Here is a 14,991-nt window from a genome sequence, read left to right as displayed (position 1 = left end):
CCAGCGGCCGCGCGTCGAAGCGTGGTGGTGATATGAGTCTTCAAGGGACGACCGACTAGATGAATTTCTTCCGGACCGCACTCCTCCTCGCGGCCATGACGGCGCTGTTCATGGGCATCGGCTTCATGATCGGCGGACAGTCCGGCATGCTGATCGCGTTCTTCGTGGCGGCCGCGATGAACGTGTTCTCCTACTGGAATTCCGGCAAGATGGTCTTGTCGATGCACAACGCGCGCGAGGTCGATGCGCGCAGTGCGCCGGAATTCTACAACCTCGTGGCCGAGCTGGCGGCGCGCGCGCAGCTGCCGATGCCGCGGGTGTTCATCCTCGACGAGGATCAGCCCAACGCCTTCGCGACCGGCCGCAACCCGGAAAATGCCTCCGTTGCCGCCACCCGCGGCCTGCTGCAGATGATGAGCCGCGAGGAAATCGCCGGCGTGATGGCGCACGAGCTCGCCCACGTGAAGCACCGCGACACGCTGATCATGACCGTGACCGCGACGCTTGCCGGCGCGATCTCGATGCTCGCCAACTTCGCCTTCTTTTTCGGCGGCTCGCGCAACAACAACAATCCGCTGGGCATCGTTGGCGTGCTGCTGACGATGATCGTGGCGCCGCTTGCCGCGATGCTGGTACAGATGGCCATCAGCCGGACCCGTGAATATTCGGCCGACCGGATGGGCGCGGAAATATGCGGCCAGCCCTTGTGGCTCGCCTCCGCGCTGGAAAAACTGGAAGCAGGAGCGCGTCGCATTCCCAACCCCCAAGCCGAACGCAACCCGGCAACCGCCCACATGTTCATCGTGAACCCGCTGTCCGGCCAGCGCATGGACAACCTGTTCTCGACCCATCCGAACACCGCCAACCGCGTGGCCGCGCTGGAGGAGTTCGCGAGCGAGATGGGGCAGGGCGAGGGCGCGGTCCTCGGCCGCGCTGGGCCGGTGGGCCGCGGCTACGGGCGCGGCTCGGTCCCGCAGACCGGTGCCTCCGTTCGCCCGACCTCGCGCCGGCGCGGACCGTGGGGATGAAGTCTCCCGCGGCCAGCAAAGCACCGTCCTCCCGCCCGCATTCCCATCGCTCCCGCCGCCCGTCGGTTCCGGGCTTCGCCGCCCGTGAGCTCGCCGTCGACGTCCTGGAGCACATGGGAAGCGAACAGCTGCCGGTGGACGCGGTGCTGGAGACCAGCAAGATCTCCCGCTGCTTCGATGCGCTGGAGCCGCGCGACCGCGGCTTCATGCGCACGCTGATCGGAGCCGTCCTTCGCCGGCGCGGCGAGATCGACGCGGTGCTCGCCAAGCTCCTCAACCGGCCGCTGCCGCGCTCCGCCGGCCGCGCCGACACGATTCTCCGGCTGGGCCTCGCGCAGATCCTGTTTCTCGACGTCGCCGATCACGCGGCGGTGCATCTTTCCGTCGATCTGGCCAAGGCCGAGGCGTCCTCCGCCGGCTTCTCGGGCCTCGTCAACGGCGTCCTGCGCCGCGCCGGCCGCGAGCGCGACACGCTGCTCGCGGACATCGACGGCCCGGTCGTCAACACGCCCGAGTGGCTGTTCCAGCGCTGGACGAAGATCTACGGCCGCGAGACCACCCGCCGAATGGCGGAGGCCCACATGGTCGAGGCGGCCCTGGACCTGACGGTGAAGTCGGACCCTGAGGGCTGGGCGGAACGGCTGGAGGGCATCGTGCTGCCGACCGGCACCGTGCGCACCATCGCCGGCGGGCCGGTTACCGAGCGCCCCGGCTTCGACGAGGGTGCCTGGTGGGTCCAGGACGCGGCGGCGGCGCTGCCGGTGCGCCTGATGGGCGATGTCGCCGGCAAGCGCGTCGCCGACCTGTGCGCGGCCCCCGGCGGCAAGACGGCCCAGCTGGCGGCGGCCGGCGCGGTCGTGACGGCGGTCGATTCCAACGCCGGCCGGCTGACGCGGCTCAAGGAAAACCTCTCCCGTCTGTCGCTTGAGGCCGAGGTGGTCTCGGCCGATCTCAGGACATGGACGCCGGCGGAGCTCTTCGACGCGATCCTGCTGGACGCGCCGTGCACGTCGACCGGCACGATCCGGCGGCAGCCGGACGTCGCCTGGCTGAAGCGGCCGAAGGACGTCGCCTCGCTCGCCGACCTCCAGGCGAAGCTGCTCGAGCGCGCCGCAGGCTGGGTGAAGCCCGGCGGCATGCTCGTCTACTCGACGTGCTCGCTGGAGCCGGAGGAGGGAGAGGAGCGCGTCGCCGCGTTCCTGGCCGCGCATCCAGAGTTCACCGCATCGCCGGTCACGCCGGACGAGCTTCCGGGTCTGGAAGATGCGATTTCGCCGGACGGCTGGCTGCGCACGCTGCCCTCGCACTGGCCGAACGACGAGGCACGGCTGAGCGGACTCGATGGCTTTTTCGCAGCGCGAATTTTAAAAACAGTCTAACCGTCGCTGGACGACTCGCGGCGGGGCTCCTATTCCGGGGGTCTTGGGGCATCGCATCCGATCGCGCATCGCGTGACTTGGAGCGTCATTCCTTGTCTTGTGGGTCGACTTGTAGCGTCGACGGGTCCGAATCGGGGGCGGGTGTCGTCAGCCGAACTGTTCTGGAGTCTGAACCGCGCCAATGGCGAAACGCACCGGTTCCGATTGGTGGCACCTTTGGTCGCTTGCCATCCAGAAGACGGTAGGATCCCATCTGCCGGGCAGATGGGACGTGATCGGCCCATTTGCGCAGACGACGCCCTCGCGGCTGGTCATCGCCCCCCAGGACATCCGCACCGCCGACCCCACGGTCGCCACCGACATCTACGCCGGCCTGTTCACCTTTGCCGGCCATTCCATCGACGTCGGCGGCAATTCGCCGTTCATCGTCGTGCCGCCGTCGCAGGAGTGGGCCCGGGCGCTGCACGGCTTCTCGTGGCTCCGCCATCTGCGCGCGTCGGAATCCGCGCTGTCGCGCTCGAACGCCCGGGCGCTCGTCGACGAGTGGATCCGGCTGGGGCCGAAGCTGTCGCCCGAGGCGTGGGAGGACACGGTGGCGTCGCGGCGGCTGCTCTCCTGGCTGTCCCAGTCGCCGCTGATCCTGGAAGGCTGCGACCACGCCTTCTATCAGCGCTTCCTCAAGGCCATCGGCCGGCACGTCAATCACCTGCGCTGCGCGCTCGCGCGCTCGTCCGACGGGCTGCCGCGCATGCGGATGGTGATGGCGCTGACGGCCGCGGCCGCCGCCATTTCCGACCAGCCCGGCTTCGCCCGCTGGATCACCAGGGCGCTCGATCGCGAGATCAACGAGCAGGTGCTCGCCGACGGCGGCCACATCTCCCGGAACCCGGGCGTCATCCTGGAATTGCTGGTCGACCTGCTGCCGATCCGGCAGGCGCTGTCCGTCCGGGGCATCACGCCGTCCCAGACGCTGGGTGACGCCATCGACCGGATGATGCCGATGGTGCGGTTCTTCCGGCACGGCGACGGCACGTTCGGCCTGTTCAACGGCATGGGAACGACGCCCACCGATCTCGTCGCCACCGTGCTCGCCTACGACGATTCGCGTGGCACCTCGCCCGGCAACGCCCGCCATTCGGGCTATCAGCGGCTGGAGGCCGGCGGCGCCGTCGTGCTGATGGACACGGGCCTGCCGCCGCCGCTGCGCTTCGGCCGCGAGGCGCACGCCGGGACCCTGTCGTTCGAGTTCAGCGACCGGGCGAACCGCATCATCGTCAACTGCGGCATGCCGAGCAGCGGCCGGGCCATCTGGCGCGACCTGGCGCGCACCACCGCCGCCCATTCCACCCTCGTCGTCGAGGACACCTCGTCGGCCCGGATCCTGCCGCCCAAGGGCGTCGGCGCGACGCTGGGCCCGCTGCTCTATCACGGCCCCCGCGAGGTCGACGTCTACCGCCAGGAGAGCGCCGACCAGATTTCGGTGGTCGCCGATCACGACGGATACGCGGCGAAATTCGGTGTCGTGCACGAGCGAACCATCGTGCTGTCGTCCGACGGGCGGGTCGTCATGGGCCGCGACCGGCTGACCCCGACGCCCAGGGGCGCGCGCGAACAGACGCCGTTCGCGATCCGCTTCCACCTGCACCCCTCGGTCAAGGCGAACCGAAGCCAGGGCGGCCAGAGCGTGCTGCTGGTCTGCGACGACCGCTCGGCCTGGCGCTTCGTGGCGGAGGGCGCCGACCCGGAGCTGGAGGAATCGGTGTTCCTCGTCGGCTCCCACGGCATGCGGCGCACGGCGCAGATCGTGCTCTACGGCCGCGTCTCCGGCGAGACCGAGATCACCTGGCGGCTGGAGAAGGAGGCGGAGCGCGTCCGCACGCGCAAGCGCCCGAGCGCCGAGGAAGGTGAGGATGAAGCGCCGCTTCTGATCTGAGGCCCGCCGCCACGGCTTCCGGTGACCGACCGAAATGTGGTACCCGCCTCCTCGAACGGTCGGGAAGGGTCCACCACATCTGGCGGATCTCCCCCGTCCCGGCCCCCAAGCTCACGTTTCTGCCGTCTCGCTCGAAAGGATACCCCCTCATGGTGACCGCGCCGTCGTCCGTGGCTCTTCCCGATCGCGTCGCCGTTCGCCGCGCCCTGATCTCCGTCTCCGACAAGACCGGCGTCGCCGAGTTCGCCGCGGCGCTGGCCGCCAAGGGAGTCAGCCTGCTCTCCACCGGCGGCACGGCGGCCACGCTGAAGGCCGCGGGGCTCGAGGTCACCGACGTCTCCGACGTCACCGGCTTCCCGGAAATCCTCGGCGGGCGCGTGAAGACGCTGCATCCGCTGGTGCACGGCGGGCTGCTCGGCATCCGCGACGAACCCGAGCACGCGAGCCAGATGGCGGAGCACGGCATCGAGCCGATCGACCTCCTGGTGATCGACCTCTATCCGTTCGAGAAGACGGTTGCGGCCGGGGCGGAATTCCGCGCCGTCATCGAGCAGATCGACATCGGCGGGCCGGCGATGATCCGCGCCGCGGCCAAGAACCACGCCTACCTGACGGTGCTCGTCGATCCGGCCGACTATGCCCGGGTCCTCGAGACGCTCGAGGCCGGGGAGGGCGCGCTGCCGTTCGCGCTGCGCAAGCAGCTGGCCGCCAAGGCGTTCGCGCGCACCGCGGCCTACGATGCGGCGATCTCCGGCTGGTTCGCCGGCGAGGTCGACGAGCCGGACCAGACCTGGCGCTCGCTCGGCGGCCGGCTGATCTCCGAGATGCGCTACGGCGAGAACCCGCACCAGCAGGCGGCGTTCTATCGCGCCGGTGCGGCGCGCCCGGGCGTCGCCACCGCGCGCCAGGTGCAGGGCAAGGCGCTTTCCTACAACAACATCAACGACACCGACGCGGCCTTCGAGCTGGCCGGCGAGTTCGATCCGGCGCGCACCGCGGCGGTGGCGATCATCAAGCACGCCAATCCGTGCGGCGTGGCCGAGGGCGAGAGCATCGTCGCCGCCTACCGCAAGGCGCTGCTGTGCGACCCTGTCTCGGCCTTCGGCGGCATCGTCGCGCTCAACCGGCCGCTCGACGCGGAGGCGGCACGCGCCATCACCGAAATCTTCACCGAGGTGATCATCGCGCCGGGCGCCAGCGAGGAGGCGATCGGGATCGTCGGCGCCAAGAAGAACCTGCGCCTGCTGCTGACCGACGGCCTGCCGGACCCGCGCACCGACACGCCGATGTTCAAGTCGGTGGCCGGCGGCTTCCTGGTGCAGGACCGCGACGGGTCGGTGGTCGAGGACTGCGACCTGAAGGTCGTCACTGCGCGCGCGCCGAGCGCGCAGGAACTGGCAGACCTGAAGTTCGCCTGGCGGGTGACCAAGCACGTGAAGTCGAACGCCATCGTCTACGTCAAGGACGGGGCGACGGTGGGCGTCGGCGCGGGCCAGATGAGCCGGGTCGATTCCGCGCGGATCGCGGCGCGCAAGGCCGCCGACGCGGCGGAGGCGGCCGGCATAGCCGAGCCGCTGACGCGCGGATCGGTGGTGGCCTCCGACGCCTTCTTCCCGTTCGCCGACGGGCTGCTGGCGGCCATCGACGCCGGCGCCACGGCGGTCATCCAGCCGGGCGGGTCGATGCGCGACGACGAGGTCATCAAGGCGGCGGACGAAGCCGGCATCGCGATGGTCTTCACCGGCGTGCGCCACTTCCGGCACTAGGCCGCCCGCAAGCCCCGGCGCCGTGGCCCTTCCCGCAAGGTCGACGGCTCCCGGTCGGCGCGTCGGTCGGAAGCGCGTTAGGCCGCGTGCCGGGACAGGAACGACTGGACGCTCTCGCGGCTGGACAACGTCTGCCAGTCGAGCCCCAGCGCGGTCACGTCGATGGTCGCGAAGGCGTCGTACTCGGACTTCGACAGGGGCATCCCGATCGACAGGCTGCGCAGCTCGGGCAGGGCGGCGAGCGGCGAGAAGTCGCTGACCGCCGTTCCCTGGATGCCGAGCCGCCACATGTGAACCATCTCCGACAGCGGGTGGACCGTGCGGATCTCCGAGCGCGACAGCTCGAGGTTCTTCAGGTCCCTGATCTCCGCGACCGGCTCGATGTCGTCCACCTGCGTGAAGCCGGCGTCGAGGAGGCTGAGCTGCGACAGCGCGGCGAGGGGCGTCAGGTCCGAGACCATCGTGCCGTTGAGGCGAAGGTCGCCCAGCCCCGCGATCTGGCGGATCGGCGCGACGTCGGCGATCGGCGTGTGCGAGGCGTCGAGCTGGCGCATATGGACTTGGCCGCCAAGCGGCGACAGATCCGCGACGGTCGTCTGCCGGATTACCAGCGTCAGCAGCGACCTGAGCGTCTCGCATCCGTCGAGGCAGGAGATGCGCGTGCGCGGCGCGAACAGGTGGGTGAGCCGGTGCAGGCCGGCCAGCGGCCGGATCTCGGCGACCGGGGTGTCGGAGATGTCGATGACCTCCAGCGTTTCCAGCTCGGCGAGGGGGGAGAGGTCGCCGACGCACGTCTCCGACAGGTAGATTTCCTTCACGCAGGTCAGCGCGGCGAGAGGCGAGACGTCGTCGACGTCGCGGGCGCCGCCGAGGTCGACGATCTCGGCGTCCACGGGGATCTTCTGGCCGCCGATGTCGATGACACGGGTGGCACCGGCGAGACGATCGATGAAGCTCGAAATCAGCGACATGGGGCTCTCTCGTGCGAAATCGCCGTCGCGTGCGCCTCGCCGAAGGGACTGCCGGCGAGGGAGCGGCGTCCGGAAAGTCTCGCCGCGACTTCGGTCAATCTTGTGACCAAACTGCGCCGCGAGCGCGCTTCCGGTGCCGGACCCGAATTCCGTCCCGCCGAGGCCATCGCCCGAAAGATCCTCCCACACACGCGCATCGCGAAGGCCTTGGGACCGCGCAGCAAAGCCCGTCGCGACCGAGGCCGTCGCGGGGGCTCGGGTGGTCGAGCCCGGGGGCCGGCTTCACCGGCCCCCGCGGGAGCCGTCGGTCGGGGTTAGAACGACGGCCGGTCCGCCGTGGACGGGGCGGTGAAGGCCATGCCCGACACCGTCCAGGTCCAGTCCTCCATCGGCGCCTTGCAGTCGGAAATCATCACGTCGTCGCAGCGCCCGGCCGGCGGTTCGGCGCCGACGGACAGGCCGAACCAGGCCTTGTCGCGCTTGAAGGTGACGCTGGTGGAGCCGGGGCCGTCCGCGTCGTAGGCGGGCACGCGCGTCCAGCCCTTGTACCCTTCGCCGACGACGGAGAGCTGCGTCAGATCCTTCGACACGCCGGTTGCGGTGCCGGACAGCAGGCACGCGTTGCCGACGAGGTTGGTGTACATGTAGGCGTCGGCGCTGCCGATGGTGGAATCCACCGAGACGCCCGTCCGGTCGCTCACGTCCTTGGCGAGCGCGGCGCAGTCCTGCTCGGACAGCGGGGAGACGGTGATCGACGACTGGCTGTGCGCGGCCGTCGCCGCCAGAAGGAGCGTTGCGAGGGCCAGGAGCGGCATTGCGCGTCCCGCCGATCCGGGGACGTTGAAGCGGCAAACGGTGTCCATGATCTCTCCTATTGGTCGTTCGGCGGCGTCCGGCTGGCCGCAGTCTACCTCTGGCACTCGGGGCAGAAGAAGGTCGACCGGCCGCTCTGGACGATGCGGGTCACGGTTCCCCGGCAGTCCGGGCGCGGACAGGGTTCGTGCTCGCGATCGTAGACCGCGAAGGTGTGCTGGAAATAGCCCATCGAGCCGTCGGCCTGCACATAGTCGCGCAGCGACGAGCCGCCCGCCACGATGGCGTCCGCGATCACCGCCGTGATGGCGTGGGCGAGGCGCTCGGCCCGTTCGGTGGGGCGCCCGTCACGGCGGACGATGGTGCCCGCGGCCCGGCGCGGCGACAGGCGGGCGCGCCACAGCGCCTCGCAGACGTAGATGTTCCCGAGCCCGGCGATGACGCCCTGGTCGAGCAGCGCCGCCTTCAGGGGCGCGGCGCGTCCGGCGAATCGCTCCGCCAGGAAGGGGCCGCTGAGGGCATTGCCGATCGGCTCGACGCCGAGCCCGCGGATGAGCGGATGCGCGTCGAATTCGTCGTCGGCGATCAGCGACATGTAGCCGAAGCGGCGCGGGTCGTTGTAGACGACGCGGGTGCCGCTATCGAGATGGAAGACGACGTGGTCGTGGACGGGGTTCTTGCTGCGGGCGTGGTGGAACGCGCCCGGCGTGTCGGCGTCGCCGTCCTGCTCCATGCGGAACGAGCCGGACATGCCGAGGTGCATCAGGAGCACGGTCCCGTCGTCGAGGTGGGTGAGCAGGTACTTGGCGCGGCGGCCGAGGCGGAGCACGCGCCGGTTCGCCAGCCGATCCGCGAATCGCTCCGGAAACGGAAAGCGCAGGTTGGGGCGGCGCTGCTCGACGGCCAGGATGGTGCGATCGACGAGGTGGGGCTCAAGGCCGCGCTTGACGGTCTCGACTTCTGGAAGCTCGGGCATCACAAAGACTGTCGCTGGCGGAGGGTGCCGGAGCGGCGGGGCGATGGCCCGGCCGACCCGGCGATGGTCGTCACCATAGCCGCCATGCATTGGGACCGCTATCGTCCCGCAGGAAAGGTCTGACATCCATGAGCGACACCGACATGCGCGAGCGTAAGGCCGGAGAACTTCCGTTTGGCTTCCGCCAGGTGCAGGCCCGCGAGAAGCAGGGGCTGGTGGACGACGTCTTCCACCGCGTCGCCCAGCGCTACGACATCATGAACGACCTGATGTCCGGCGGCCTTCACCGGCTCTGGAAGGACGCTTTGGTCAGCTGGCTCGCACCGCCGAAGGGAACGCGCGCCGGCTACAAGGTGCTCGACGTGGCCGGCGGCACCGGCGACGTGGCGTTCCGCATCCTCGATCGCGGCGGGCCGGCGGTGAGCGTCACCGTCGCCGACATCAACGCCGCCATGCTGGGCGTCGGCGCGGAGCGCGCCCAAAAGCGCGGCGCCGACAAACGCACCCGCTTCGTGCAGGCGAATGCCGAGGCGATCCCGTTCGCCGACCGCAGCCACGACGCCTACACCATCGCCTTCGGCATCCGGAACGTGCCCGACCGCGCGGCCGCGCTGGCCGAGGCCTACCGTGTGCTGAAGCGCGGCGGGCGCTTCATGTGCCTGGAGTTCGCGCCGGTGGATCTGCCCATCCTGAAGCGCGTCTACGACACCTATTCGTTCCAGGTGATTCCCCGCATGGGGCGCGCCGTGACCGGCGACGACCAGCCCTACCAGTATCTGGTTGAATCGATCCGCACGTTCCCGATCGCCGAGCGGTTCGCCGTGGAGATCGAGGACGCGGGCTTCGAGCGGGTGTCGTTCCGGCCGTTCTCGGGCGGGATCGCCACCATCCATTCCGCCTTCAAGGTCTGAGGGGATGCCGCTTCAGGTCGCGCCCTTCCTGCGCCTCGTCAATGCCGGCTTCGTCCTCGCGCGCGAAGGGGTCTTCGGGCTCGTCGCGCTGCCGGACCTGCCGCCCTCGGCGCGCTTCGCCATCAGCGTGGCGCGCCTTGCCGAGCGGCGCGGCGTCAAGCGCACCGACGCGGCCGCCCGGCTGACCCAGGCGCTGAACCGGCTCGGGCCGTCTTACGTGAAGCTCGGCCAGTTCCTGGCCACCCGGGCCGACGTGGTCGGCGCGGATGCGGCCGCCGAACTGGCCAAGCTGCAGGACGAGGTCCCGGCGATCTCCGACGACGCGGCGCGCCTGGCCGTCGCTGAGGGGTTGGGCCGCTCGCTCGACGAGGCGTTCATCGAGTTCGGGCCGTCGGTGGCCGCCGCCTCGATCGCCCAGGTTCACCGGGCGACCGTCCTGGATGCCGACGGGTTCGTGCGCGACGTGGCGGTGAAGGTGCTGCGGCCGGGCGTCGCCGGCCGGTTCGCCCGCGACCTGGAGAGCTTCTACCTCGCCGCCCGGCTGGTGGAGCGCTTCGCGCCCCAGGCCCGCCGGCTGCGGCCGATCGCCATCGTCGACACGCTCGCCCGCTCGGTGCACCTGGAGATGGATCTGCGCCTGGAAGCGGCCGCGCTGTCGGAGATGGCGGAGAACTGCGCCGAGGATCCGGGCTTCCGCGTCCCCTCGGTCGACTGGTCGCGTACCACCAAGAGCATCCTCACCATGGAGTGGATCGACGGCATCAAGCTGTCGAAGATGGATCTGGTGCGCGAGGCGGGGCTGGACATGCAGCTCCTCGCCGAGACGGTGCTGCAGTCGTTCCTGCGCCACGCGGTGCGCGACGGCTTCTTCCACGCCGACATGCATCCGGGCAACCTGTTCGTGGAAGAGGACGGAACGCTGGTGGCGGTGGACTTCGGCATTACCGGCCGCCTGAATAAGGACGAGCGCTCGTTCCTGGCGCGCATCCTCTACGGCTTCATCCGGCGCGACTACAAGATGGTGGCCGACGTGCACTTCGAGGCGGGCTACGTGCCGGCCGACCAGGATCCGGACGTGTTCGCCCAGGCGCTCAGGGCCATCGGCGAGCCGATCCGCGACCAGACCGCCCAGGACATCTCCATGGCGCGGCTGCTGACCCAGCTGTTCGAGGTCACCGAGCTGTTCGCGATGACCACCCAGCCGCGGCTGATCATGCTGCAGAAGACGATGGTGGTGGTGGAGGGCGTCGCCCGCACCCTCGATCCGCGCCTCGACATCTGGCACGTGGCCGAACCCGTCATGCGCCGCTGGATGGAGGAGCACATCGGTCCCGCCCACTTCATCCAGGAGGCCGGACAGGGGCTCTCGGCGCTGTCGCGCTTCATGACCGAGTTCCCGGACTTCGTCGACAAGATGAGCCGCGCCAGCCACGGCCTCACCGGCATGGCGGAAACGGGTCTGATCCTCGCCGCCGAGACCGTCGATGCCATCGCCGAAGCGGAGGCGCGCCGCAGCCGCTCGCGCCAGGCGGCGCTGTGGCTGGGCGCGATTTCGCTGGCCGTCATCGCCGTCTCGGTGGCGTTCTAGACCGCCGCGCGCGCGGGCGCGGGATTGCGGACGGCAAAGGCCCTAGTCCTCCTCCGACAGCCCTTCGACGGTGGCGAACAGCCGTTCGATGTCCTGGGGGCGGGAGAGGCGATGGTCGCCGTCCTTGATCAGCGTCAGCACGACGTCGTCGCGGGCGAGCCGGGAGACCAGGTCGCTGACGTGGGACCACGGCACGTCGGCGTCCTGCACGCCCTGGAGGATGTGGACCGGGCAGGCTGTCTCGATCGGCCCGGCGTCGTAGAGCAGATTCCGGCGGCCGTCCTCGATGAGCGCGCGGGTGATCGGATACGGATCCTCGCCGTAGGGGGAGGGGCGCAGCCACACGCCGTCGCGCTCGATGGTGTCCTTCACGTCCTGGGGGAAGGCGGCCCACATCAGCCGCTCGGTGAAGTCAGCCGCCGGCGCGATCAGCACCATGCCCGCCAGCCGGTCCGACTTGCCGGCCGCCTGGAGCCGGCGCGCCAGCAGGAGCGCGATCCAGCCGCCCATGGACGAGCCCACCAGGATCGTCGGCCCGGTGCAGAAGGCGTCGAACACGGCTTCCGTCTCGTCGAGCCAGCGGGAGATGGTGCCGTCGACGAAGCGGCCTTCCGATTCGCCGTGGCCGGAATAGTCGAAGCGCGTCACCCGGCGGCCGGTGCGCGCGCCCCATTCGTCCAGCGCCACCGCCTTGGTGCCCTGCATGTCCGACATGAAACCGCCCAGCCACAGCAGTCCGGGGCTGTCGCCGGGCCGGTCGCGCACCGCGATGCGGCGGGCGTCGGCATCGGTCCCGACGGTGAGAAAGTGCGGTGCGGTGTCGCTCATTTGCCTGCCTTCGCTCCGGTGCTATCGTCGCCGTCCCCTGGCATAGCGATCTCCGGCGCGCGATGCCAATCTCCCCGGGCCCGTGCACCGAGCCGGGGCACGATCCCTCATCGTCGAGCCGCATCCGTGTCCAGACCGACCGTCCTGCAGATCGTTCCCGAACTCCACACGGGCGGCGCCGAGCGCACGGCGGTCGACGTGGCGGCCCGCCTGGTGGACGAGGGCTGGCGCGCCATCGTGCTGTCGGACGGCGGGCAGCTCGTCGACGAGCTGAAGGCCACCGGGGCGGAGCACGTGGCGTTTCCCGCCCGGACAAAGAACCCGTGGCGGATGCGGCGCAACGCGGCGGCGATCGCGGCGATGGTGCGCGAGGAGGGGGTCGACATCATCCATGCCCGTTCGCGCGCGCCGGCCTGGTCGGCGCTGTGGGCGGCGCGGCGCACCGGACGGCCGTTCGTCACCACCTATCACGGCGCCTACAACCAGAAATCCTGGCTCAAGGGCGCCTACAATTCCGTCATGGCGCGCGGCGACGTGGTGATCGCCAACTCCGGCTACACCGCCGACCTCATCCGCACGCGCCATCCCTTCGCGGAAGGCCGGATCGTCACCATCCACCGCGGCACCGATCTCGCCGCCTTCGCCGATCCCGGCCTCCCGGAGCGCGCGGCGGCGCTCAGGCGCCAGTGGGGGGTGCCGGAAGGGGCGCGGATCATCCTGCAGCTCGCCCGCCTCACCGGCTGGAAGGGCCAGGCGGTGGTGATCGGCGCGCTGGCGCAGCTGGCCTCCCGGCCGGACTGCGTGGCGGTGCTGGCCGGCGACGCGCAGGGCCGCGAGGACTACGTGGCGGGGCTGCGCGCGCGCGTTGCCGAGCTCGGCCTGGAGGGGCGCGTGGTCCTGCCGGGCCACTGCAGCGACGTGCCGGCGGCGATGGAGGCCGCCGACGTGGTGGTGGTGGCGTCGATCGAGCCGGAGGCGTTCGGGCGCGCTGCGGTGGAGGCGCAGGCCGCCGGCCGGCCGGTCATCGTGTCGGAACTCGGCGCGGTCGGCGAGACGGTGGCGACGCCGCCCGCGGTCGGCGAGGCCGAGCGCACCGGCTGGAAGGTGCCGCCCGGCGATGCCGCCGCGCTGGCCAAGGCGCTTGCCTCGGCCCTCGACCTCGACGCGGATGCGCGCGCCGCGCTTGCCGACCGAGCGCGCGCCCATGTGCGTGGGGCCTTCTCGCTGGAGGCGATGACCGACCGGACGATGGCCGTCTATCGCGAGCTGCTCGGGCGTCGCGGCTAGGCCGTTCCCGGCCGTTCGCGCGGGTTTCCGCGCAATCCGGCGTTGACTTCCCGGACCAAAGCCCCGATCTTCATCGCAGGCCGCTTTCGTGGCGTCCTGACGGATCGAGTTCAGGAGCCCCGGCGCTTTGCGTGCGGGGCTACGGGTGTTCTCTCCCGCCTGCTCGGCCCCTTTTCTCGCCGCGAACCGCGTCCTGTCCCTGAACAGACTAGGAGAAACGTACCATTCGCCGTCCGCACCGCGCTCCGCCGCCCACCAAAGAAGGGCCGCGCATCAATTCCGAGATCCGTGTTCCGCGGGTTCAACTTGTCGACGCCGAAGGCAACAACCGGGGTGTCGTCGAGACAGACGAAGCCTTGGCCATCGCCGAGGAATCCGGTCTTGATCTCGTAGAGGTCTCTCCGAACGCCGATCCGCCCGTCTGCAAGATTCTCGATTTCGGCAAGTTCAAGTATCAGAGCCAGAAAAAGGCTGCCGAAGCGCGCAAGAAGCAGAAGACGGTCGAGGTCAAAGAGATCAAGATGCGTCCGAACATCGACACGCACGATTACGACGTGAAGATGCGGGCGATGAAGCGTTTCTTCGACGAAGGTGACAAGGTCAAGGTGACGTTGCGGTTCCGGGGGCGCGAGATGGCGCATCAGGAAATCGGCATGGACCTGCTTCGCAAGGTCAAGTCGGAGACCGAGGACTTTGCCAAGGTCGAGTCCGAGCCGCGCCTCGAAGGCCGGCAGATGGTGATGGTGCTGGCTCCGGCCAGCCGCTGATCGCCTCGTCGAACTCCCGGCGCATGCGAGGGACGGGGGAAGGGGCGCGCATGCGCCCCGCCATCCTCCGCCCCTTGAGCCGCGCCGCCGCGTGAACCCTACCGCCGCCTAGGCGCCGCAGGCCGCATCGCAGCCGCCTTCGTGGCGAGAGTTGCACCGGGGCCGGACTGTGGCGGCTCCGCGCGCCGACCCGTCGATCACCGGTCCGGGTCCCCGGCGCCCTTTCGAGCCCTCAGCTTCAATCCATCGGAATAGTCGGGATCGTCCGCCGGTTCGGCAGGTTGGTCGCACCGCAGATCCACGTGCCCGCCTGACGCGGCCCCGAAGCGGGAGAGGCATCGCGCGCGGGTGGAATCTCCGCGGCAGTCCCCAAAGCCAGGCCGCTCCGGCCCGGCCGGGACGCGCTAGCCCCGCGAGCGCACCGTCTCCAGCACGCGCACGACGAACCAGATCGGCACCACGATCATCCCGCCCAGCAGCAGGTACTGGCCGATCTCCACGACCACGTCCCAGCCGATGGTCGGCAGGTGGCGGATCCAGTCGGTCAGGTAGAACACGATGTCGCCGGGGGTGAAGCCGATGGCCGCGAACGCCAGCCCGACGACGAACGAGAGCACCACCAGCTTGATCAGCACCTGGCCCGGCGAGCCGCCGAGAAAGCGGCGCATGAGGGAACGTTGCTCGGTCATGTCAGGCGATATCCTCGGTCTGGGCGCGCCGCGCCGGGGTGGGCCGCGTCCGTCC

General features: G+C 70.1%; 13 protein-coding genes. 8 read left to right on the top strand and 5 right to left on the bottom strand.

Annotated elements, in window-relative coordinates; translation table 11 throughout:
• The first annotated feature begins 59 nt into the window (after positions 1–59).
• The 4 genes from htpX (at position 60) to purH (ending at position 6,106) form a co-directional block, all read left to right on the top strand.
• Positions 60–1,028, top strand: coding sequence for a zinc metalloprotease HtpX (gene htpX, locus AB7M35_RS08430; protein ID WP_453958828.1), 969 nt, complete (start codon positions 60–62; stop codon positions 1,026–1,028).
• Positions 1,025–2,407, top strand: coding sequence for a 16S rRNA (cytosine(967)-C(5))-methyltransferase RsmB (gene rsmB / locus AB7M35_RS08425; RefSeq protein WP_453958826.1), 1,383 nt, complete (start codon positions 1,025–1,027; stop codon positions 2,405–2,407). Before htpX ends, rsmB begins: the two co-directional genes overlap by 4 nt.
• Before the next feature lie 271 nt (positions 2,408–2,678).
• Entirely contained in the window at positions 2,679–4,340 is a 1,662-nt protein-coding gene (locus AB7M35_RS08420; RefSeq protein ID WP_453958824.1) for a heparinase II/III family protein, read from the top strand.
• 149 nt (positions 4,341–4,489) lie between these two features.
• Positions 4,490–6,106, top strand: coding sequence for a bifunctional phosphoribosylaminoimidazolecarboxamide formyltransferase/IMP cyclohydrolase (purH, locus tag AB7M35_RS08415; RefSeq protein ID WP_453958822.1), 1,617 nt, complete (start codon positions 4,490–4,492; stop codon positions 6,104–6,106).
• Between the two features lie 77 nt (positions 6,107–6,183).
• Here purH and AB7M35_RS08410 read toward each other — a convergent pair whose 3' ends face one another.
• The 3 genes from AB7M35_RS08410 to mutM all read right to left on the bottom strand — a co-directional run bounded on the left by AB7M35_RS08410 (position 6,184) and on the right by mutM (position 8,866).
• Positions 6,184–7,077: a leucine-rich repeat domain-containing protein gene (locus AB7M35_RS08410; protein ID WP_453958821.1), complete on the bottom strand. Its 894-nt coding sequence runs from the start codon at positions 7,075–7,077 to the stop codon at positions 6,184–6,186.
• A 314-nt stretch (positions 7,078–7,391) separates the two neighbouring features.
• Complete coding sequence (locus AB7M35_RS08405; protein ID WP_453958819.1) at positions 7,392–7,940, bottom strand: hypothetical protein; 549 nt, start codon at positions 7,938–7,940, stop codon at positions 7,392–7,394.
• A 44-nt stretch (positions 7,941–7,984) separates the two neighbouring features.
• Positions 7,985–8,866 (bottom strand): bifunctional DNA-formamidopyrimidine glycosylase/DNA-(apurinic or apyrimidinic site) lyase, encoded by an 882-nt coding sequence (mutM, locus tag AB7M35_RS08400; RefSeq protein ID WP_453958817.1) that lies wholly within the window; start codon positions 8,864–8,866, stop codon positions 7,985–7,987.
• Positions 8,867–8,994: 128 nt separating this feature from the next.
• Between mutM and ubiE the strand changes: the two genes are divergently transcribed.
• Both ubiE and ubiB read left to right on the top strand, forming a co-directional pair.
• On the top strand, positions 8,995–9,777 hold the full coding sequence (gene ubiE / locus AB7M35_RS08395; protein ID WP_453958815.1) for a bifunctional demethylmenaquinone methyltransferase/2-methoxy-6-polyprenyl-1,4-benzoquinol methylase UbiE: 783 nt from the start codon (positions 8,995–8,997) through the stop codon (positions 9,775–9,777).
• A 4-nt stretch (positions 9,778–9,781) separates the two neighbouring features.
• The gene (ubiB, locus tag AB7M35_RS08390; protein ID WP_453958813.1) at positions 9,782–11,365 is read left to right on the top strand and encodes a 2-polyprenylphenol 6-hydroxylase; all 1,584 of its coding nucleotides are present in this window, start codon (positions 9,782–9,784) and stop codon (positions 11,363–11,365) included.
• 42 nt (positions 11,366–11,407) lie between these two features.
• On the opposite strand, the gene AB7M35_RS08385 is transcribed toward ubiB, so the two are convergent.
• A complete protein-coding gene (locus tag AB7M35_RS08385; RefSeq protein ID WP_453958811.1) occupies positions 11,408–12,193 on the bottom strand; it encodes an alpha/beta hydrolase in 786 nt (261 codons plus the stop codon).
• A 126-nt stretch (positions 12,194–12,319) separates the two neighbouring features.
• On the opposite strand from AB7M35_RS08385, the gene AB7M35_RS08380 reads away from it, so the two are divergent.
• Both AB7M35_RS08380 and infC read left to right on the top strand, forming a co-directional pair.
• A complete protein-coding gene (locus tag AB7M35_RS08380; protein ID WP_453958810.1) occupies positions 12,320–13,480 on the top strand; it encodes a glycosyltransferase family 4 protein in 1,161 nt (386 codons plus the stop codon).
• Positions 13,481–13,704: 224 nt separating this feature from the next.
• Positions 13,705–14,247, top strand: a complete 543-nt coding sequence (gene infC, locus AB7M35_RS08375; protein ID WP_453960676.1) for a translation initiation factor IF-3 — start codon at positions 13,705–13,707, stop codon at positions 14,245–14,247.
• A gap of 404 nt (positions 14,248–14,651) precedes the next feature.
• Here the strand turns inward: infC and AB7M35_RS08370 are convergent, their stop codons facing one another.
• Positions 14,652–14,936 carry a DUF6460 domain-containing protein gene (locus AB7M35_RS08370; protein WP_453958809.1) on the bottom strand — a complete coding sequence of 95 codons (285 nt, stop codon included), beginning with the start codon at positions 14,934–14,936 and terminating at the stop codon, positions 14,652–14,654.
• Between the last annotated feature and the right edge of the window lie 55 nt (positions 14,937–14,991).

This window comes from Amorphus suaedae, assembly GCF_053629675.1.
This window is presented reverse-complemented; position numbering and strand designations above follow the sequence as displayed.